At 65.3% G+C, this 19,878-nt stretch carries 14 protein-coding genes, 3 tRNA genes and 3 rRNA genes; 10 read left to right on the top strand and 10 right to left on the bottom strand.

Going from position 1 to position 19,878, the window contains the following annotated elements; translation table 11 throughout:
- The 9 genes from WDC82_RS24785 to WDC82_RS24825 all read left to right on the top strand — a co-directional run.
- Positions 1–635, top strand: a 16S ribosomal RNA gene (locus tag WDC82_RS24785); the annotation flags it as partial.
- Between the two features lie 237 nt (positions 636–872).
- Positions 873–949, top strand: a tRNA-Ile gene (locus WDC82_RS24790).
- A gap of 43 nt (positions 950–992) precedes the next feature.
- Positions 993–1,068 (top strand) — tRNA-Ala (locus tag WDC82_RS24795).
- Between the two features lie 502 nt (positions 1,069–1,570).
- A 23S ribosomal RNA gene (locus tag WDC82_RS24800) occupies positions 1,571–4,319 on the top strand.
- Positions 4,320–4,536: 217 nt separating this feature from the next.
- Positions 4,537–4,652 (top strand): 5S ribosomal RNA (rrf, locus tag WDC82_RS24805).
- A gap of 133 nt (positions 4,653–4,785) precedes the next feature.
- A tRNA-Met gene (locus WDC82_RS24810) sits at positions 4,786–4,862 on the top strand.
- Between the two features lie 126 nt (positions 4,863–4,988).
- The gene (locus WDC82_RS24815) at positions 4,989–5,375 is read left to right on the top strand and encodes a DUF983 domain-containing protein (protein ID WP_340120140.1); all 387 of its coding nucleotides are present in this window, start codon (positions 4,989–4,991) and stop codon (positions 5,373–5,375) included.
- Positions 5,376–5,504: 129 nt separating this feature from the next.
- Positions 5,505–6,755, top strand: a complete 1,251-nt coding sequence (chrA, locus tag WDC82_RS24820; RefSeq protein WP_340120141.1) for a chromate efflux transporter — start codon at positions 5,505–5,507, stop codon at positions 6,753–6,755.
- A 118-nt stretch (positions 6,756–6,873) separates the two neighbouring features.
- Positions 6,874–7,791 (top strand): DUF1932 domain-containing protein, encoded by a 918-nt coding sequence (locus tag WDC82_RS24825; RefSeq protein ID WP_340120142.1) that lies wholly within the window; start codon positions 6,874–6,876, stop codon positions 7,789–7,791.
- An 84-nt stretch (positions 7,792–7,875) separates the two neighbouring features.
- On the opposite strand, the gene WDC82_RS24830 is transcribed toward WDC82_RS24825, so the two are convergent.
- From WDC82_RS24830 to WDC82_RS24855, 6 genes are all read right to left on the bottom strand, one after another.
- Positions 7,876–8,652 (bottom strand): class II aldolase/adducin family protein, encoded by a 777-nt coding sequence (locus WDC82_RS24830; protein ID WP_340120143.1) that lies wholly within the window; start codon positions 8,650–8,652, stop codon positions 7,876–7,878.
- 23 nt (positions 8,653–8,675) lie between these two features.
- Positions 8,676–10,643: a tripartite tricarboxylate transporter permease gene (locus tag WDC82_RS24835; RefSeq protein WP_340120144.1), complete on the bottom strand. Its 1,968-nt coding sequence runs from the start codon at positions 10,641–10,643 to the stop codon at positions 8,676–8,678.
- A gap of 108 nt (positions 10,644–10,751) precedes the next feature.
- Positions 10,752–11,849 (bottom strand): tricarboxylate transporter, encoded by a 1,098-nt coding sequence (locus WDC82_RS24840; RefSeq protein ID WP_340120145.1) that lies wholly within the window; start codon positions 11,847–11,849, stop codon positions 10,752–10,754.
- A gap of 55 nt (positions 11,850–11,904) precedes the next feature.
- On the bottom strand, positions 11,905–12,972 hold the full coding sequence (locus WDC82_RS24845) for a 4-oxalomesaconate tautomerase (RefSeq protein WP_340120146.1): 1,068 nt from the start codon (positions 12,970–12,972) through the stop codon (positions 11,905–11,907).
- 4 nt (positions 12,973–12,976) lie between these two features.
- Positions 12,977–13,690 carry a 4-carboxy-4-hydroxy-2-oxoadipate aldolase/oxaloacetate decarboxylase gene (locus WDC82_RS24850; protein WP_340120147.1) on the bottom strand — a complete coding sequence of 238 codons (714 nt, stop codon included), beginning with the start codon at positions 13,688–13,690 and terminating at the stop codon, positions 12,977–12,979.
- A gap of 13 nt (positions 13,691–13,703) precedes the next feature.
- A complete protein-coding gene (locus WDC82_RS24855; protein WP_340120148.1) occupies positions 13,704–14,435 on the bottom strand; it encodes a PIG-L deacetylase family protein in 732 nt (243 codons plus the stop codon).
- Positions 14,436–14,540: 105 nt separating this feature from the next.
- Between WDC82_RS24855 and WDC82_RS24860 the strand changes: the two genes are divergently transcribed.
- Positions 14,541–15,872, top strand: a complete 1,332-nt coding sequence (locus tag WDC82_RS24860) for a LysR family transcriptional regulator (protein WP_340120149.1) — start codon at positions 14,541–14,543, stop codon at positions 15,870–15,872.
- Between the two features lie 6 nt (positions 15,873–15,878).
- Here the strand turns inward: WDC82_RS24860 and WDC82_RS24865 are convergent, their stop codons facing one another.
- From WDC82_RS24865 to WDC82_RS24880, 4 genes are all read right to left on the bottom strand, one after another.
- Positions 15,879–16,925, bottom strand: coding sequence for an Ldh family oxidoreductase (locus WDC82_RS24865; RefSeq protein ID WP_340120150.1), 1,047 nt, complete (start codon positions 16,923–16,925; stop codon positions 15,879–15,881).
- A 175-nt stretch (positions 16,926–17,100) separates the two neighbouring features.
- Positions 17,101–17,469 (bottom strand): hypothetical protein, encoded by a 369-nt coding sequence (locus WDC82_RS24870; protein WP_340120151.1) that lies wholly within the window; start codon positions 17,467–17,469, stop codon positions 17,101–17,103.
- 121 nt (positions 17,470–17,590) lie between these two features.
- On the bottom strand, positions 17,591–19,414 hold the full coding sequence (locus tag WDC82_RS24875; RefSeq protein ID WP_340120152.1) for a sodium:solute symporter family protein: 1,824 nt from the start codon (positions 19,412–19,414) through the stop codon (positions 17,591–17,593).
- Positions 19,415–19,423: 9 nt separating this feature from the next.
- Complete coding sequence (locus tag WDC82_RS24880; RefSeq protein ID WP_340120162.1) at positions 19,424–19,747, bottom strand: DUF4212 domain-containing protein; 324 nt, start codon at positions 19,745–19,747, stop codon at positions 19,424–19,426.
- Between the last annotated feature and the right edge of the window lie 131 nt (positions 19,748–19,878).

Here is a 19,878-nt window from a genome sequence, read left to right on the forward strand (position 1 = left end):
TCAAAGGAATTGACGGGGGCCCGCACAAGCGGTGGAGCATGTGGTTTAATTCGAAGCAACGCGCAGAACCTTACCAGCCCTTGACATGGGCGTCGCGGATCCCGGAGACGGGATCTTTCAGTTCGGCTGGACGCCACACAGGTGCTGCATGGCTGTCGTCAGCTCGTGTCGTGAGATGTTGGGTTAAGTCCCGCAACGAGCGCAACCCTCGCCCTTAGTTGCCATCGGTTCGGCCGGGCACTCTAGGGGAACTGCCGGTGACAAGCCGGAGGAAGGCGGGGATGACGTCAAGTCCTCATGGCCCTTATGGGCTGGGCTACACACGTGCTACAATGGCGGTGACAGTGGGCAGCGAGGCAGCGATGCCAAGCCAATCCCAAAAAGCCGTCTCAGTTCGGATTGTTCTCTGCAACTCGAGAGCATGAAGGTGGAATCGCTAGTAATCGTGGATCAGCATGCCACGGTGAATACGTTCCCGGGCCTTGTACACACCGCCCGTCACACCATGGGAGTTGGTTTTACCCGAAGCCGGTGCGCTAACCGCAAGGAGGCAGCCGACCACGGTAAGGTCAGCGACTGGGGTGAAGTCGTAACAAGGTAGCCGTAGGGGAACCTGCGGCTGGATCACCTCCTTTCTAAGGATCCCGAGCGTATTTTTGGCTCTGCCAAAAATCGCGGGGGGTTACTTACACAAAAAAGCAGTACGCCATCGCCGGGCCCGGACGAGCCGAGAAGCTCAGGTCCGCCGTCTGCGTATCCCTTCCAGGATGAATGACAGGCTATGAAGGCATGTCCGGGTTTTTCCCTTTGAAGAGGGAAGCGTGATCCGGGCCTCGCGCGTCGGCCCCCAAGCTCAAGGGCCAGTAGCTCAAGGGCCAGTAGCTCAGTTGGTTAGAGCGCGCGCTTGATAAGCGTGAGGTCGGAAGTTCAAGTCTTCCCTGGCCCACCATCGCTCGCCTTTGGCGCCGCAAGCCTTCTGGCCGGTACCCATTGGGGGCGTAGCTCAGTTGGGAGAGCGGTAGCTTTGCAAGCTTCAGGTCGTCGGTTCGATCCCGATCGCCTCCACCACTCCAGCGCTCTTTAAGGGCCGCGGGTGGCAGGCCGTCGGGAAGCGCCGCGGCCCCTTAAGAGGGGCCCCGCTCAGCGGGTCATTCATCTCTGGAAACTCAGAAATCCGGACGCTTTGGTTTTGCCATTGTGGTCCGTTGTTGTTTGACAGTGTGGATCGGAATTTGTGTGGTGAGAGGCCTTCTGGCCCCGTCGCCGCCTGGCTTAAGAGGCTGGGTGTGTGTTGGCGGGAGACGGAAGAACTCTTACCGGGTCTTGACGTCGCTTTGTCCCTATTCCTTTGGTCGGGACGAAGCGGCAAAAAAGTCTGATGAGTTTAGCGTTTCAGGGATTGAGGGTCGTCTTTGCCGAGACGGGCCTCTTGATTTCTTGCGTCATGTCCGTTGGAGATGGCGCGGGGCCCTATCGTCGTTTGGCTTTGCCAAACGACTGTCGGGTCTGAGCTTTTCCCTTTTCAGGGAAAAGTTCAGGGGTTCTTCCCTGGACGTGATGGATTTCGTTGGATCAAGCGTTTTAAGGGCATTTGGTGAATGCCTTGGCGCACAGAGGCGATGAAGGACGTGGCACGCTGCGATAAGCTGCGGGGAGGGGCGAGCACCCGTTGATCCGTGGATTTCCGAATGGGGAAACCCGGCCCTTTAGGGTCATCCTTTACTGAATTCATAGGTAGAGGAAGCGAACCCGGTGAACTGAAACATCTCAGTAACCGGAGGAAAGGACATCAACCGAGACTCCGTTAGTAGTGGCGAGCGAACGCGGACTAGGCCAGTGGCTGCAGAGTAAGAACCGGAAGCGTCTGGAAAGGCGCGCCATAGCGGGTGATAGCCCCGTACGGGTAGAAAGCTTTGCGGTCCTCGAGTAGGGCGGGACACGAGAAATCCTGCCTGAACATGGGGGGACCACCCTCCAAGCCTAAGTACTCCTGTGCGACCGATAGTGAACCAGTACCGTGAGGGAAAGGTGAAAAGCACCCCGATGAGGGGAGTGAAATAGAGCCTGAAACCGAATGCCTACAATCTGTAGGAGCCTCCTTGAGGGGTGACTGCGTACCTTTTGTATAATGGGTCAGCGAGTTAATCTTGCGAGCAAGCTTAAGCCGGTAGGTGTAGGCGCAGCGAAAGCGAGTCTGAATAGGGCGCCCATAGTTCGTAGGATTAGACCCGAAACCAGGTGATCTAGCCATGAGCAGGCTGCAGGTGGGGTAACACCCACTGAAGGGCCGAACCCACGTCTGTTGAAAAAGACCGGGATGACTTGTGGCTAGGGGTGAAAGGCCAATCAAACCTGGAGATAGCTGGTTCTCCGCGAAAACTATTTAGGTAGTGCGTCGAGTGATTACCTTCGGGGGTAGAGCACTGGATGGGCTAGGGGGGCGCGAGCCTTACCAAACCTAACCAAACTCCGAATACCGAAGAGTACAGCTCGGCAGACAGACTACGGGTGCTAAGGTCCGTGGTCGAAAGGGAAACAGCCCAGACCGCCAGCTAAGGTCCCTAAGTTATGGCTAAGTGGGAAAGGATGTAGGAAGGCCAAGACAACCAGGAAGTTGGCTTAGAAGCAGCCATCTTTTAAAGAAAGCGTAACAGCTCACTGGTCTAGTTAAGCCGTCCCGCGCCGAAGATGTACCGGGGCTAAAGCCATACACCGAAGCTGCGGCTTTGCTCCTTTGGAGCAAGGGGTAGCGGAGCGTTCCGTAAGCCTGCGAAGGGGTACCCGCGAGGGGCCCTGGAGGTATCGGAAGTGAGAATGCTGACATGAGTAGCGACAAAGAGTGTGAGAAACACTCTCGCCGAAAGTCCAAGGGTTCCTGCGCAAGGCTAATCCGCGCAGGGTGAGTCGGCCCCTAAGGCGAGGGCGAAAGCCGTAGTCGATGGGAACCAGGTTAATATTCCTGGACCTGTGGGTGGTGACGAATGGCGTGTGTTGTATGGGCTTATTGGATTGCCCGTGCAGCGAAGCTGTTCCAGGAAATAACCCCCACATAAGACCGTACCCCAAACCGACACAGGTGGACTGGTAGAGCATACCAAGGCGCTTGAGAGAACGATGCTGAAGGAACTCGGCAAATTGCCCCCGTAACTTCGGGAGAAGGGGGCCCCGTGCTTGGGCAACCAGGTGCGGGGGGCACAGACCAGGGGGTGGCGACTGTTTATTAAAAACACAGGGCTCTGCGAAGCCGTAAGGCGACGTATAGGGTCTGACGCCTGCCCGGTGCCGGAAGGTTAAAAGGAGCGGTGCAAGCTGCGAATTGAAGCCCCGGTAAACGGCGGCCGTAACTATAACGGTCCTAAGGTAGCGAAATTCCTTGTCGGGTAAGTTCCGACCTGCACGAATGGCGTAACGACTTCCCCACTGTCTCCAGCATCGACTCAGCGAAATTGAATTGCCCGTGAAGATGCGGGCTACCCGCGGTCAGACGGAAAGACCCCGTGCACCTTTACTACAACTTTGCAGTGGCATTAGAGCAGGCATGTGTAGGATAGGCGGGAGGCTTTGAAACCGGGGCGCCAGTTCCGGTGGAGCCATCCTTGAAATACCGCCCTTATCTGTTCTGATGTCTAACCGCGGTCCGTGAAGCCGGATCCGGGACCCTGCATGGTGGGTAGTTTGACTGGGGCGGTCGCCTCCCAAAGAGTAACGGAGGCGCGCGATGGTAGGCTCAAGCTGGTCGGAAATCAGCTGCTGAGTGCAATGGCATAAGCCTGCCTGACTGTGAGGCCGACAGGCCGAACAGAGACGAAAGTCGGTCATAGTGATCCGGTGGTCCCGCGTGGAAGGGCCATCGCTCAACGGATAAAAGGTACGCCGGGGATAACAGGCTGATCTCCCCCAAGAGTCCACATCGACGGGGAGGTTTGGCACCTCGATGTCGGCTCATCACATCCTGGGGCTGGAGCAGGTCCCAAGGGTTCGGCTGTTCGCCGATTAAAGTGGTACGTGAGCTGGGTTTAGAACGTCGTGAGACAGTTCGGTCCCTATCTGCCGTGGGTGTTCGAGACTTGAGAGGATCTGTCCCTAGTACGAGAGGACCGGGATGGACGCACCTCTGGTGGACCGGTTGTCGCGCCAGCGGCACAGCCGGGTAGCTATGTGCGGACGGGATAACCGCTGAAAGCATCTAAGCGGGAAACCCCCCTCAAAACCAGGTCTCGCTTGAGAGCCGTGGTAGACCACCACGTCGATAGGAAGCATGTGGAAGCGCAGCAATGCGTGAAGCTGAGCTTTACTAATCGCTCAATCGGCTTGATCCATCCTCATCCCGCTAAGAGATGAGGAAAACGAAAACCATCGCGTCCAGAGATGAACCCCCGAGGTTCCGCCAAAGGCGAAACCTCGGCCTCGTCAGCTGCTTTGCCAAAGGCAAAGCAGCGATGGATCTGGAACGACAACTCATAAAGACTGCAAGACAAGACCCGTCTAATGCACATCGCCGCTTTGGCGAAGCCAAAGCGTCCCGTGCTTGGACGACCTGGTGGCTATGGCGAGGGGTCAAACACCCGATCCCATCCCGAACTCGGCCGTGAAAACCCTCAGCGCCGATGGTACTGCGTCTTAAGACGTGGGAGAGTAGGTCGCCGCCAGGTCTTCCAAGCACAGGACCCATGCTTTGCACCGCAAAGCAATCGCACCAAGACAAAGCACACCACACAAAATCCGAAACACGCTCCCGCCACACGAAGGCGGATAAGCCACCCAAACAAACAACAAATCCAATAACGCGGGGTGGAGCAGCCCGGTAGCTCGTCAGGCTCATAACCTGAAGGTCGCAGGTTCAAATCCTGCCCCCGCAACCAAACAAAAAAAAGCCCCGTCACTCCGACGGGGCTTTTTGCGTTTCGGAGTTTCGGACTGTGGCCGCCCTCCTCGATCCGCCTGCTTCGCCGTTGGACGGCTGCCGCTCTAGCCGTCAAGATAGCGCTATGATCGAACACCCCGACGAACCCCTGCGGGCGCCGCTCGGTGCCGCCATGCTGCGCGGCCTCAAGGGGCGCTGCCCGGCCTGCGGGCGGGGGCGCCTCTTCGCGCGCTTCCTGAAGCCGGTGGCAAGCTGCGCCGCCTGCCGCGAGCCGCTCGGGCACCTGCGTTCCGACGACGCGGCGCCCTGGCTCACCATCCTCGTCGTCGGCCACATCGTGGTGCCGCTGATGCTGGCGGTCGAGCGCTACAGCCAGTGGCCGGACTGGGTCGCCATGGTGGTCTGGCCGGCGGTCGCCCTGGCGCTGACCGTCGCCATCCTGCCGCGCGCCAAGGGCTTCCTCATGGGCATCATCTGGGCGACCCGGGCGCCGGGCTCGGAGCGCGACTGACCGCCGCTTCCGCCGGCCGCCAAGACACCAGGGCCCCTTGGGAAGCGTCACCGTCCTGTAACCCAAAGCCGCTTGACGGCGGCGCCTCCGCCGCCGACCTTCGCCGCGGCCAAGCGGGGAGCATCGCGGATGGAATCGGGACAAGCGAGGGATGAGCGGCGGGCGGCGGTTTCCGCCTGGGGAGTTTTCCGCGTCTTCCTGCAACTCGGCCTCACCTCCTTCGGCGGCCCGGTCGCCCACCTCGGCTACTTCCGCGAGGCCTTCGTCGCGCGCCGGCGCTGGCTCGACGAGCATGCCTATGCCGACCTCGTGGCGCTGTGTCAGTTCCTGCCCGGCCCGGCCTCCAGCCAGGTCGGCATCGGCATCGGCCTCGCCAAGGCGGGCTACGCCGGGGCGCTGGCCGCCTGGCTCGGCTTCACGCTGCCCTCCGCCCTCGCGCTCACCCTCTTCGGCTACGGCGTCGCCGCCTATCAGGACGGGCTGCCCGCCGGTCTGCTGCACGGCCTGAAGGTGGTGGCCGTGGCGGTGGTGGCGCAGGCGGTCTGGGGCATGGCGCGCACGCTCTGCCCCGATGCGCCGCGCGCGACCCTGGCCGTGCTGGCGGCCGCGGCCGTCCTCGCCGTGCCGGGGGCGGGCGCCCAGCTCGCCGTCATCGCCGGCGGTGCCCTCGCCGGGCTGCTGGTCCTGCCGGGGCAGCCGGACCGCGCGGCAACCAGCCTCGGCATCGCGGTGAACAAGGCCGTGGCCGTCGCCGCGCTGCTGCTGTTCTTCGCCCTCCTGATCGGTTTGCCGCTGCTGGCCGCGGCCTATCCCGTGCAAGGGGCGGCGGGGCAGTCCCTGGCGCTGGCCGACAGCTTCTACCGCTCCGGCGCGCTGGTGTTCGGCGGCGGTCACGTGGTGCTGCCGCTGCTGCAGGCCGAGGTGGTGTCGCCGGGCTGGGTCTCCAGCGACGCCTTCCTCGCCGGCTACGGCGCGGCGCAGGCGGTGCCCGGCCCGCTGTTCACCTTCGCCGCCTATCTCGGCGCGGTGATGGCGCCTCTGCCCAATGGCGTTCCCCTTGGCCTCGGGGGCGCCGCGATCTGTCTCGTCGCCGTCTTCGCGCCGTCCTTCCTGCTGGTGATCGGCGCGTTGCCGTTCTGGGACGGCCTGCGCCACCATCCCCTGGCGCGCCGCGCGCTCACCGGCGTCAACGCCGCCGTGGTCGGCCTGCTGCTGGCGGCCCTCTACGACCCGGTGTGGACCGGCGCCATCCTGGCGCCCAAGGACGTCATCCTGGCACTCGCCGCCTTCACCCTGCTGGTGTTCTGGAAAGTGCCGCCCTGGCTGGTGGTGCTGCTGAGCGCCGCCGGCGGCTGGGCGCTGCAGGCCGCCGCCGGATAGCCTGCAGCCACGCCGCTTATGGCCGGAGCGCAGAATTGAGGCCCGTCCCGCGCGGGCGGCCTCGCCCGCCTCCGGGCGCTGCAGTATCCTTGCGGCGCTATGGAGGAAACAGGAACCCATGACGGAACAACCAAATTCGCCGGTTAAGGCGCTCTCTTTCATCGGCTTCGGCGAGGCCGCCAAGGCCATGGTCGCCGGCCTGCGTGCCGAGCAGCCCGCGCTGGCCATCCACCTGGCCGACATCCGCTTTGCGGGCGACGAGGGCGCTGCCCTGCGCGCCGAAGCGGAATCGCTCGGCGCCACGGTGCACGACGCCCTGAGCGACGCGGTGGCCGCTGGCGACATCGTGCTGTCGACCGTCGTCGCCAAAGCCGCCGTGCCGGTCGCCGAGGCGGCGGCGGCGCATATGAAGCCAGGCCAGTTCTATATCGACCTCAACTCGGCCGCGCCGGGCACCAAGCAGCGCGTCGCCGCGGTGCTGCAGGCCAGCGGCTGCGCCGTGCTGGACGGCGCCATCCTCTCGCCGGTGCCCAAGCATCGCCACAAGGTGCCGATCCTGCTGTGCGGGCCGCAGGTCGCCGCGGCCACGGCCAGGCTGAACGCCCTCGGCTTCAACGTCGAGGACGGCGGCGAGACCCTGGGCGCCGCCTCGGCCACCAAGATGCTGCGCTCGATCATGATCAAGGGCGTCGAGGCGCTGTTCCTGGAGTGCGTCGCGGCGGCCAGCCATTTCGGCGCGACGGAGCGGGTGCTGAACTCGCTGCAGCCCAGCCTGCCGGGCCTCGACTGGCCGGAGCGCGCGCGCTACCTCACCTCGCGCACGGCGCTGCACGGCGCGCGCCGCGCGGTGGAGATGCACGAGGCCGCGGCCATGCTGCGCGACATCGGCATGGAGCCGACCATGGCCGAGGCGGCGGCAAGCCGCATCGCCTGGGGCGCCGAACAGGGCCTCGCCGATGGCCTCGTCGACGACGGCTTCCCGACGGTCGCGGCTATGGAGAAGGCGTTCGGCGGCAAGGCTAGCGGCAAGGGCTAGCGGGGTCCGGAAAGAGGCGCCCGGCCGGAGGCCCCTCATTCGAGACGGCGCTGACGCGCCTGTCTCAGGATGAGGGATCCGACCCTAGTCCTTATACGTCGGGTCGAGCCGGTCGAGCCTGCGGCGCAGGGCGGGCCACTCGACCTTGCCGATCGGGCGGTAGCCCTTCTCCGAGTTATTGAAGCGGTTGCGCTCGATGGTGGTGCGCTGGATCTCCTCGGAGATCGGGTTCAGCGCCGCGCCGGACTGCTGGACCGACAGCTGCATGTAGCAGGCGCGCTCGGCACGGTACATCCACATGAAGGCCTCGCCGGCGCTGCGGCCGACGGTCAAGAGGCCGTGATTGCGCAGGATCAGCACGTTGTTGTTGCCGAGATCCTTGACGATGCTCTCGCGCTCGGCCAGGTCGGTGGCGATGCCCTGGTAGTCGTGATAGCCGGCGTGGGCGATCACCGCCATGGCATGCTGGGTGATTGGCAGCAGGCCGTCCTTCTGCGTTGCCACGCCGACGCCGGCGCGGGTGTGGGTGTGGATCACGCAGGCAACATCGGGGCGCGCCATGTGGATGGCGCCGTGGATGACGAAGCCGGCCGGGTTGATGCTGTAGTCGGTCGGCGAGAGGATGTTGCCCTCCTGATCGACCTTCACCAGGCTGGACGCCGTGATCTCGTCGAACATCAGCCCGAAGGGGTTGATGAGGAAGTGATCCTCCGGCCCCGGCACGCGCGCCGAGAGGTGCGTCGCCAGCAGGTCCGACCAGCCGTAGAGGTCGACCAGGCGGAACGCGGCGGCGAGGTCGACGCGCATCTCCCATTCTTCGGGCGAGCAATCGGCCTGGGGGGCTTTCCGGGCTAAGGCCATGGCGGGGGTCCTTCTACTTCAGATCACGAAAGCGGCCAGGGTAGGTCGAACCAGTACTGCAGCAGGCCGCGCGGATAGTCGAGGTGCAGCAGGTGCCCCATCAGCGCCAGCACGCCCAGCCCGCAGGCCGACATGATGGCGATGGTGTGGAGCGGCAGGCGCGTCCGCAGCTTCAGGAAACCGGCGATGAAGATGCCGATCGACAGGAAGAAGCCGACCAGGGCGCCGATCGCCATGAGGGCGATGAACCACAGGATCTGGCTCTCCGGCGACGACTTCTCGACCTCCTCGCCGCCGGCCAGCTCTTCGTCATAGCGTGCCGGGTTCGGGCCCTCGGTCTTGCGCAGCATCTGGAAGAACAGCGCGGCCGCTGTGACCAGGGCGATGCTGCCAACCACCGTCGGGAAGATGCGGCCGAGGAACATCAGGTCCTGGGCCAGGAGGACGATGCCGGCGGAGAAGATCACGACGAGGCCGAGAAAGATCAACTGGCCGACGCCGAGCGGCATGTTCAGCAGGTTCGCCTCGCGCTTTTGCATGCGAACCATCTTCAGGCCGATCCAGGTGGAGATCGCCGCCATGGCGAGCAGCACCAGGAAGATCGGCCGCATGAAGACTTCCAGGCCGTAGAAGTTGACCGTCTGGTAGAGATTGGTCTCGATGCCCTGGGCCAGCACGAAGCCGACCACCAGAGCCGGGCGCGAATACCCGTAGCGGCGCATGTAGATGGCCATGATGCCGAGCAGCGTCAGCGCGAAGAGATCGCCCCAGGCCTTCGACGACTGGAAGGCGGCGAACATGATCAGCATGATCATGAAGGGCGCGATGTAGTCGAAGTTGATCGACGACAGGCGCGCGATCGGCCCGGCCAGCGCGATGCAGGCGATGGCGCCGATGACGTTGGCGATCGCCAGCGACCAGATGATGGTATAGACCACCGGCAGGTTGTGCGTGACCATGGTGATGCCCGGCTCGACACCCAGCAGGATCATGCCGCCCATCAGGATGGCGGTGCCGCTGGAGCCCGGGATGCCGAAGATCAGCGTCGGGATGAGGGCGCCGCCTTCCTTGGCGTTGTTGGAGGACTCCGGCGCCAGCACACCGCGGATGTCGCCCTTGCCGAACTCCGAGCGGTCCTTGGCGCTCTGCATGGCGTGGGCATAGGCGATCCAGTCGACCACCGAGCCACCGAGGCCCGGCAGGATGCCGATCAGGCAGCCGATGCCGGCGCAGCGCAGGATCAGCCACTTATGTTGCACGGCGTCCTTCATGCCCTGCAGCCAGCCGTGGCCGAGCAGGTTGCGGTCGGAGACCGCCTTGCTGCTGCGCAGCAGGTCGACGATCTCCGGCAGTGCGAAGACGGCCAGGGCGATGATCAGCAGCGGCACGCCGTTGCTGAGGTAGAGAATCTCGAATTCGAAGCGATACTCGCTGGTCGCCGGCGCGACGCCGATCATGCCGATCATCAGGCCCAGCGCCGCGGCGAGCAGGCCCTTGAGAACCGACTGGCCGGTCAGCACGCCGACCATGGAGATACCCAGCACCGCCAGCATCAGCATCTCGCCGGTGCCGAAGGCCAGCACGATGGGGCGCGCGACGAGGATGGCGCCGGTCAGCACGACGGCGCCGAACACGCCGCCGAACATCGAGGCGGTGAAGGCGGCCGAGAGCGCGCGGGCCGCCTGGCCCTTCTTGGCCAGCGGGAAGCCGTCGACGACCGTCGCTTGCGATGATACCGATCCGGGAATGCCGATCAGCACGGCCGGGAAAGTGTCGGAGGTGCAGACCACCGAGGTGACGCCGATCAGCATGGCGACGCCGGAAATCGGGTCCATGCCATAGACGAACGGCAGCAGCAGGGCGAGACCGACCGCCCCGCCGAATCCCGGCAGCACGCCCACGACGAGCCCGAGGGCGACGCCCAAGAGGAGATAGAGAAGGTTCTGGCCGCTGAGGACGGTGGCCAGTGCCTCCAGGAAAATTTCAGCCATGCGACCCGAAGCCTCTTGCCGACGATCCTTGCCCGTCACCCCCGCGGTGCGGCGGAAAGAAAATAGGCGATGTCCCCGATAAAATCGAGAACATCGCCTATGGGCAGTTTACTTCGGCTCGTAGCCGAAGCGATCCTTCAGCCAGCCCAGGATATAGGCTTCGGCTTCGGGGGACACATTGGTGGCCGTCTCCATCGCCTCGTCGATGCCGTCGACGATGGTCTCGTACTTGCCGAGCTCTTCTTCCATGAAGGCGACGGTCTGCGGGTCGGCCGCCATCTTCTTGGCCGCCTCGCGATAGGCCATGACGATGTCCTTCGGCGTGTCCTTGGGCACCACCAGGAACTTCTGCGTGGCGTAGCCGGACAGGAAGAATGCCTTCCAGGCGTCCCAGGCCGGACCGGACGGCTTCTTGCCGTGCACGGACTCATAGACCTCCGGGAAGCTCGGCAGATCCGGCAGGGTGGGATCGCGCACGATCTCGCCCTTCGAATTCAGCGCGCCGAAGGTGAACAGCGGCACCATCGAGCCTTCATCGACCAGCGGCACGACGTGCTTCAGGTAAGCCGGCGTCGTCTGGTAGTCGATGGTGGTCTCGCCGCGCATGGTCGACAGGCGGCCGTTGGCGCGGCTCTTGAAGCCGAGGATGGTTTCGACCTCGAGGCCCAGCATCTCGAAGGCCAGCGCCGGCACCAGGTCCAGAGAGGTGGCGCCCTGACTGCCGAACTTCAGGTCGACCTGCTTCAGCTTGTCGATGTCGGTCGCCAGATCTTTCACGCCGTGCGCAGCAGGCACGTAGACAACGCCGCCGGCCGGCGACGCGAAGATCGGCGTGACTTCCTTGTAGTTGTAGCGGACGCGCGGGTCCTTCAGCAGCATCGGGAACTGCACCGAGCCCGAAGTGCCGAAGATCATCTCGCCGCTCGGCTCCATGCGTGCGAAGTACTCGTTGGTACCGCCGATGGCGCCACTCTGCGCGTTGTTCTTGATGATGATGGTCGGGCTGCCCGGCAGGAACTTCGCGAGGGTCGGGGCGAGAGCTCGCGCCCAGGTGTCGGAGCCGCCGCCCTCACGGAAAGGGATCCACCACTCGATGGTCTTGCCGGAGAAGTCGGCCGCCTTGGCCGAGAACGGAGAGAACAGGGTCGCGGCGCCGATCGAGACGATCGAAGCACCAGCAGCCCTCAACAGGGTACGTCTGTACATAGCATGCCTCCCTCATGGAAGTAGACGTTTGCGAATCGACACGAAGGAGCCTATCTCAATCGCGCGAAAAAACGTTACCTTCAAATAGTTTACGGGCCGTTCTCAAGAATGCGGCGCGTTGGATCACAGGATAGTCGGAACTCTCTGCTAATGTAATCAGAACATCGAGAGAACCGGTCGGATGTTCGACGGAGAGTCGTTTAGACGTCCCGTCGGGGATTGCAGCAACACTCGCCGCAGGCGAGTCCGGCAGCAAACAGGCCGTCGCCACGCTGATGGCGCCGAAGACGCCGATCGTCGCGTGGCAGCGATGGGGAATGAAGGTGCGCGTCGAAACGCAGCCGCCGTTCGTCGGCGGCGACACCATGGTCATCTTGGGCACGGTCTTGTCGTGCACGTCGCCCAGGTTCATTAGTGGGCCGGCGGCGAGGCGCACGGTTTCGAGTCGCGCCTTCAACTCGGTGTCGGCGTCCAGTTGCTCGCGCGTCTCGTCGCCGCGAATGCCCATGTCGGAAGCCAGAAGCACGACGACAGGCATGCCGTTGTCGATCAGCGTCACGTTGTAGCCGGCGACCTTGTCGACGGCATTGCCGGTCGGCAGCAGCGCGCCGCACATCGATCCGGCGGCGTCGGTAAAGCTCAGCGGCACGGCGGCGGCACTGCCCGGCACGCCGTCGATGTGGGCGTCGCCGGCGTAGCTCGGCTTGCCGCCGGGCGTCGCGATCTCCGCCACCGCGGTCTGGCCGCTGTTGACCATGAAGATGGTGACCGTCGTCACCGGGTCCTGGGCCGCGACCAGGCCCTTTTCGATGGCGAAGTAGCCGACGCCGGCCAGGATGTTGCCGCAGTTCTGGCCGTAGCCGACGCGCGCCTGGTCGACGAAGACCTGGGCGAAGAGGTAGTCGACGTCGATGCCCGGGCGCGCCGAGGGCTCGATGATGGCAACCTTGCTGGTCAGCGGGTCGGCGCCGCCGATGCCGTCGATCTGGCGCGGGTCGGGCGATCCCATCACCGACAGCAGCAGGGCATCGCGCTGCGGCCCTTCGCCCGGCAGGTCCTTGGCAAGGAAGTAAGCCCCTTTCGAGGTGCCGCCGCGCATCAGGGTGCAGGGAATTCCGCTCAAGAGCTTAGCCCCCGGTCTTTGAGGCGGCCGCCTTCCAGCTGCCGTGGTCGACGTACTTCAGACCCTTCTCGGCCAGGCGCTCGCGCATGCCGTAGATGTCGAGACCCAGCTCGCCGGCCTGCAGGCGTGCGCGCGTGGCGTCTTCCTTGTCCTCGCGGGCCTTGGCCTTGGCCAGCACCGCCGCCGCCTCTTCGCGCTTCACCACGCAGACACCGTCGTCGTCCGCGACGATGACGTCGCCGGGCTCGACGATCGCGCCGGCGCAGGCGATGGGAACGTTCACCGAGCCGATGGTCTCCTTCACCGTGCCCTGGGCGGAGACCGCCTTGGACCACACCGGGAAGCCCAGCTTGGTCAGTTCGGCGGTGTCGCGGGTGCCGGCCTCGATGATGAGGCCGCGCACTTTGCGCGCGATCATCGACTGGGCCAGCAGCTCGCCGAAGTAGCCCTGGTCGCTGGGCGAGGTCGGCGTGATGACGACGATGTCGCCCGCCTGGCACTGCTCCACCGCGACGTGGATCATCCAGTTGTCGGCCGGCGGCAGCGACACGGTGACCGCGTTGCCGGCGATGCGCGCACCCCGGTAGATCGGCCGCATGAAGCTCTGCAGCAGGCCCGTGCGGCCCTGCGCCTCATGCACCGTGGCGACGCCGCAGGCGGCGAGGCCGTCGACGACGGCCTGCTCGGTACGCGGGCAGTTGGTGACGACAGTGCTCATCGCGCGCCCTCCCTTACAGCTCGTCAACCGTGCGGGGGAAGATCGACTGGAAGGCCTCGGCATACTTGGCCGGGCGCCCGCCGGCCTGGCCGCCGGAATTGCGGCGGAACTGGTTGCCGCGGTTCTCGGCCACGTTGGTGTAGTAGGACCACAGGTGCTCCTGGCCTTCCATGCACTCGATGGCGGCGCGCTTCTGCCCCCACACGTCGGTGATGTCCAGGATGGTGTCGGGGCGCCAGTCGCACTGCTCGGTCTGGTGCGGCTCGAAGAGGTAGAGCTGCGGCGCGCCCAGCACCTTCTCGCCCGGCTTATGGCCCCAGGCCTGGGCGGTCGAGCGGCACTCCAGCGTGACCTGGGTCGCGTAGGGATGGTCGCTGTTGTAGGGGTCGGCCTTGGAGTGGGTCAGCATGAAGGCCGGCTGCACCCGGCGCATGACGTCGACCAGACGCTCCTTGGCCTCCGGGCCGGCCACCAGCGGATAGTCGCCGAGGTCGAAAAATTCGATGTCGTGGGCCTTCAGCGCCTTGGCGGCGGCTTCGGACTCCTTGCGGCGGGCATCTTTCACCGCCTGCAGCGTGATGTCCGGCTGCTTCCACAGCTTGGCGGATTCGCCGCGCTCGCCGAACGACAGGCAGACGATGGTTACGGCGTAGCCCTTGGCCGCATGCAACGCGATTGCGCCGCCGGCGCGCCAGACGAAATCGGCGGCATGCGCACTGACGACCAAGGCGGTTTGCCCTGCCATTGGACCCTCCCTCATTGATTGGTCTTTTTCTGCGGGGGAGTATTGCCGCAGAGGCTTTGTCTGTATAAGAAAAAACAGCGGCGGAACCATTACGTTTGGCTATTCATGTCCACACAAAGTAAACGGCCGGAACGCCCCAATCTACGCCATTTGAGGGCGTTTAGCCTGGCAGTTGGTGAACGAAACATTAGCCGGGCGGCAGAGGCAGCGCACATCACCCAGTCCGCGGTCAGCCAGGCGGTGGGCAAGCTGGAGGCCTACTACGGCTGCCGCCTGCTGGAGCGCAGCGCCGCCGGCGTCTATCCGACCGAACTGGGCCGCGTCGCGGTAGAGCGCATCGACCGCGCCCTGGCGCGACTGCGCGCGGCGACCCAGCGGGCCGCCGCCCAACAACGTCCGGGCGCCCAGCAGCGCTCCGCGGCCCCAGAAGCCGCCCGTCCAGAGACACAACGTCCAGAGGCAGCCCGCGGCGCCCGGACGCCCGGCCCCCAGGCGCTCGATCGCATGCTGTCGCTGTCCCAGCTCGCCGCCTTTCTGGCGACGGCGCGCGGCGGCGGCTTCAAGGCGGGCGCGCGGCTGCTCGGCCTGTCGCAGCCCTCGGTGCACCGGGCGGTGCGCCAGCTGCAGGACGTGCTGGGCGTCGAACTGCTGGAACACACCAGCCTGGGCGTGGCGCCGACCCGCGGCGGGGCCGACTTCGCCGCCGCCGTCGCGCTGATCCTGAAGGAGATCGACCTCGTCGCCGACGACCTCGACGAGGCGCGCGGCCGCCACCGCGGGCGCGTCGCCATCGGTTCCCTGGCGCTGGGGCGCAGCGAGTTGGTGCCGCGTGCCGTGGCGCGCGCCGCCAAGGCCTTTCCCGATGCCCAGTTTCTCATCCAGGACGGCACCTACGACCAGCTGCTGCTGGGCCTGCGCGCCGGCGATCTCGACCTCATCGTCACCGCCGGGCGGCCGCTGGCCACCGACGACGTTGTCGAGGTGCCGCTGTTCGATGACGTGCTGGCGGTGGTGGCGCGCGCCGATCATCCGCTGGCAGTGAATGGCGTGACGGGGCTGGAGGACCTCGCCCGCTATCCCTGGATCCTGCCGCGCTACGGCACACCCACGCGCTGGCGCTGCGACGAGCTGCTGCGCAAGGTCGGCGCGCCGCAGAGCGAGGGGCTGATCGAAACCGGCGCGCTCGTCTCGGTGCGCGCGCTGCTGCTGGAAAGCGACCGCCTCACCGTGCTGTCGCGCCGCCAGATCGCCGTTGAGCTCGAATCGGGGCTGCTGGCCGCGCTCGATGTCCCGCTGCCCGAGCCGCGGCGCGCCATCGTCGCCACCCTGCGCCGCGACTGGAAACCGACCCAGGTGCAGGCGGCGCTGCTGCAGGAGCTGAAGGCCATCACCGAGGAGTGGACCGCCGCCGACACCGCCTTGCGGCCCTCCGCGTGAGGCCGTTCAGGCCGCGGCCAGGGCCTCGATCTGCGCCAGCAGGTCTCCGGGGATCGCCACGCCGCTGCTGAGCGCGGCGGCCCGGCGCTCCTGTTCGCGCTGGCCCGGCAGCTGCACCGGCTGGGCGGTATCGGCCGGCGGCGTGGTCTGCACGATGTCGCGGAAATGTGCGATGGCGGCATCGTAGGCCTCTGCACCCAGCAGGCGCTTGGGATCGATCAGCAGGAAGAAGTGGCCGGTCCCGCAGGGCCGCTCCGGGTAATCGGTCCAGGGCGAGATGTCGGTGAGGAAGCGCGCGCCGCTCAAGACGCCCGACAGCATGTCGACGGCCAGCGACAGGCCGGAGCCCTTGTGGCCGCCGAACGGCAGCAGGAAGCCGGAGAGCGCCGCCGCCGGATCGGTGGTCGGCTTGCCGGCGGCGTCCACCGCCCAGCCCTCGGGGATCGGCTGGCCCTCGTCCAGCGCCTTGCGGATCTTGCCGCGCGCGGCGACGCTCATCGCCATGTCGAGCAGGAAGTGCGGCCCCCCGGACTCCGTTGAGCCGGGGCATGGCGCCGCGATCGACAGCGGATTGTTACCCAGGCGCGCCTCGCGGCCGCCCCAGGGGGCGATGGTGGTCGAGGCGTTGGTGCCGCAGATGAGCACGTAGCCCGCCGCGCAGGCCTTCAGCCCGTAGGGGGCGAGGGCGCCCAGGTGGTTCGACTCGCGGCAGCCGAGGTAGGCCATGCCGCTGTCGGCGACCATGGCGAGGCCGGCCTCCAGCGCCGCCATGGCGACCGCCGGCCCCAGGCCGTTGTCGCCGTCGACCAGGGCGAGCGACGCTGCCCGGCGTTCCACCGCGATGTCGGCCGCGCCCTTGATGCCGCCGAGGCGCAGGCGCTCGCAGTAGGTCAGCAGGCGCAGCACGCCGTGGGTGCCCAGGCCCATCATGTCGCCCTCCACCAGGATATCGGCGGTCCAGGCCGCGTGCTGTGCCTGGGCGCCGGCGGCGCTCAGCGCGGCGACGGCAAGGCGGCGCAGCTCTGCGGGGGAGACGGTGACGGATGCGGTCATCGGGGCGGCCTCTGCTTTTGCGTTTCGGGCGATGTCGGGAACCGCCCTGTATAGCGCAGAGGGAAATAGCGCAGAAGGGTATAGCGCAGAAGGGTATAGCGCAGAAGCCGGCGCAGGGAAGAGTCCCCGCTTCGCTCAGGCGCCAGGGTGTGGGGAGGGGCGGCGGGGCGCCGCCTCAGTTCTCCGGCTTGTCGTAGAACATGTCATAGATGGCGAAGGTGATGTCGCTCTCCAGCGGGAACGACAGCATGCCCATCACCGAGTAGCCGAGCAGCCAGGGCATCAGGTAGAAGCGGATCATGAAGAAGAACCAGGCGACGTAGAGCGGCACCAGCTGCGGCAGCAGGAAGCCGGGCGTCACCGGGCGGAACACCCTGAGGATCGGGTTGGTGTACTTCACGAAGATCCGCATGAAGAACCAGTTGGAATCTTCCGGCAGAAAGATGTTCATCGCGACGCGGCCGATCAGCGTCCACATGATGACGCCGAGGACGTAGTCGATCGCCACGATCCAGATCGGAAAGACTGACAGCGGATCGGTCATCGCAGCGTCGTCGTTCTTTCGGGGTTCTTTTCGGGGTGCTTCTCAGGAAAGCGAGCCTGGAAGAAAAAGGGTGGCGGAGCAAGCTCCGCCACCCAGTCTCATACTTCCAACGGACGCGGTATCAGTGCGCCGCGCCGAGGATCGTCTCGCCGGAGGGCAGGCGAACCTCGTCGACCATCGCCTGGGTCTCCGCATCGGGCGCCGGGGTCATCAGGCTGACGACGACCATGGCGATCAGGCTGGCCGGCATGCCGATCATCCCGAAGCGCAGGTGATCGATGCCGAGCCACGGCGTACCGCCCATGCCTCCAGGGAAGACATAGTAGAGGTAGGCCGAGCCGGCGACGAAACCGACGACCATGCCGGCGATCGCGCCGGCCGTGTTGGCCCGCTTCCACCAGACGCCGAGGACCAGTGGGAAGAACAGGCCGGAGCAGGCGAAGCAGAAGGCCCAGGCCACCGCACCCAGGATACCCGTCAGCTGCAAGCTGGCGATTAGGGCGCCGAGGGCACCGATCACCACCAGCAGGACGCGGGCGACGATCAGGCGGTGCTTGGTGTCCGCCTTCGGATCGATCATCTTGTAGTACAGGTCGTGGCTGAGGGCGTTGGCGATCGCCAGCAGCAGGCCGTCGGCCGTCGACATGGCGGCCGCCAGGCCGCCGGCGGCGACCAGGCCGGAGATCACGTAAGGCAGGCCGGCGATTTCCGGCGTTGCCAGCACGGTGATGTCCGCACGCATGAAGAACTCGTTGAGCTGCAGGATACCGTCGCCGTTGCCGTCGACGATGGCCAGCATCCCGACCTCCGCCCAGTTTCTGATCCAGGCGAGATTGTTCACAGCTTCGATCGACTGGCCGATGATCGCCGTCGGCAGCGTCGGGTCGAGCAGCTGCAGCTTCGACAGCGTGGCGAGCGCCGGCGCCGTGAAGTACAGCAGGAAGATGAACAGCAGCGACCAGGCGACCGACTTGCGGGCGGACCTGACCGACGGCGTGGTGAAGTACCGCATGAGGATGTGCGGCAGCGACGCCGTACCGGCCATCATGCAGAACGCCAGGGTGACGAACTTCCAGCTGTCCATGCCGCCCATCGGTGCGTTGTGCGGCGTTCGCAGGGTGGCTACGCCGGCTGGCGCTCCCTCCGCCGGCGCGGCGCCGAGGCCCAGCATCGGCTCCAGTTCGGCGATGCGTTGCACCGCGTCGCCGTAGCTGAAGTGCGGGATGATGCCGAAGCCCTGTACGTTGGACATCCAGATGACCGGCGTCAGGTAGGCGATGATGAGCACGATGTACTGGGCCACCTGGGTCCAGGTCACCGCGCGCATGCCACCCAGCATGGAGCACAGCAGGATGCCGACCAGGCCGATCCACACGCCCGCCGCGAAGGGAATGTTGAAGGCGCGGGCGGCGATGGTGCCGGAGGCATTGATCTGCGCCGTCACGTAGGTGAAGGAAGCCACCACCAGGATGACGACCGCGCAGAAGCGGGCGAAGTTGCCGCCGTAGCGGGTGCCGATGAAGTCCGGCACCGTGTAGCAGCCGAACTTGCGCAGGTACGGCGCCATCAGCGAGTTCACCAGCACGTAGCCGCCGGTCCAGCCGACGACGAAGGCAAGATAGCCGTAGCCGCCGAAGTAGATGCCGCCGGCCAGGGCGACGAAGGAGGCGCCGGACATCCAGTCCGCCGCCGTCGCCATGCCGTTGTAGACGGCGGGCACCTCACGGCCGGCCACGTAGTAGGCCTCGACCTGCATGGTGCGCGAAAGCCAGCCGATCAGGGCGTAGATGAAGACGGTGAAGCCGACGAACGCCAGGCCGATGAACCTGGCCGATGCCCCGAACTGCTCCGCGATCGCCATCAGCAGGATGAAGAAGACGAAGCCGCCGGTGTAGAGGCCGTAGATCTTGCCGAGATTGTCGGTGAATTTGCCTTGTAGTCTCATGGTCGCCCCCTACTCTTCGCCGGCGCCGGCTTCGTCGTCGATCTGGTCCTGCTTCCAGTTCTGGAAGAAGATCAGCACCACGAAGACGATGAGCGACCCCTGGACGATCATGTAGTAGCCCAGAGGAAATCCGATGAATGTGAAGGCGTTCAGTTCCCTGGCGAACCACGGAACGACGAAGGAGAAGACGAACCAGACCACGAGGACCCCTATGGTGAGGTTTCGCGTTCTGATCCAATGACGCTCTTTGGCGTCTCGGCTGATTTCTGGCATCATATCCCCCGAGGCAATTATTGTTTTGGCATTACCTTGGCCCCCTACTTGCACGCACATGGCGAACAAAGGGTAGCAGTTCACGATTGTACAAAAATAGGTAGTATCGCAATACCAATAATGATGACAGCCTACGGAAATTTAATGGCCTTGCTGTCCCGGCCGGCTGTAACCGGCTCTTTGAAAGGCTT

This window comes from Pelagibius sp. 7325 (genome assembly GCF_037652055.1).
In the GTDB taxonomy this organism is placed as follows: domain Bacteria; phylum Pseudomonadota; class Alphaproteobacteria; order Kiloniellales; family Kiloniellaceae; genus Pelagibius.

Excerpts from the sequence above, each read along its gene's own strand:
- WDC82_RS24815 (WP_340120140.1), top strand. The coding sequence starts at position 4,989 with ATGATCGAACACCCCGACGAACCCCTGCGGGCGCCGCTCGGTGCCGCC.
- chrA (WP_340120141.1), top strand. The coding sequence starts at position 5,505 with ATGGAATCGGGACAAGCGAGGGATGAGCGGCGGGCGGCGGTTTCCGCC.
- WDC82_RS24825 (WP_340120142.1), top strand. The coding sequence starts at position 6,874 with ATGACGGAACAACCAAATTCGCCGGTTAAGGCGCTCTCTTTCATCGGC.
- WDC82_RS24830 (WP_340120143.1), bottom strand. The coding sequence starts at position 8,652 with ATGGCCTTAGCCCGGAAAGCCCCCCAGGCCGATTGCTCGCCCGAAGAA.
- WDC82_RS24835 (WP_340120144.1), bottom strand. The coding sequence starts at position 10,643 with ATGGCTGAAATTTTCCTGGAGGCACTGGCCACCGTCCTCAGCGGCCAG.
- WDC82_RS24840 (WP_340120145.1), bottom strand. The coding sequence starts at position 11,849 with ATGTACAGACGTACCCTGTTGAGGGCTGCTGGTGCTTCGATCGTCTCG.
- WDC82_RS24850 (WP_340120147.1), bottom strand. The coding sequence starts at position 13,690 with ATGAGCACTGTCGTCACCAACTGCCCGCGTACCGAGCAGGCCGTCGTC.
- WDC82_RS24855 (WP_340120148.1), bottom strand. The coding sequence starts at position 14,435 with ATGGCAGGGCAAACCGCCTTGGTCGTCAGTGCGCATGCCGCCGATTTC.
- WDC82_RS24860 (WP_340120149.1), top strand. The coding sequence starts at position 14,541 with ATGTCCACACAAAGTAAACGGCCGGAACGCCCCAATCTACGCCATTTG.
- WDC82_RS24865 (WP_340120150.1), bottom strand. The coding sequence starts at position 16,925 with ATGACCGCATCCGTCACCGTCTCCCCCGCAGAGCTGCGCCGCCTTGCC.
- WDC82_RS24870 (WP_340120151.1), bottom strand. The coding sequence starts at position 17,469 with ATGACCGATCCGCTGTCAGTCTTTCCGATCTGGATCGTGGCGATCGAC.
- WDC82_RS24875 (WP_340120152.1), bottom strand. The coding sequence starts at position 19,414 with ATGAGACTACAAGGCAAATTCACCGACAATCTCGGCAAGATCTACGGC.
- WDC82_RS24880 (WP_340120162.1), bottom strand. The coding sequence starts at position 19,747 with ATGTGCGTGCAAGTAGGGGGCCAAGGTAATGCCAAAACAATAATTGCC.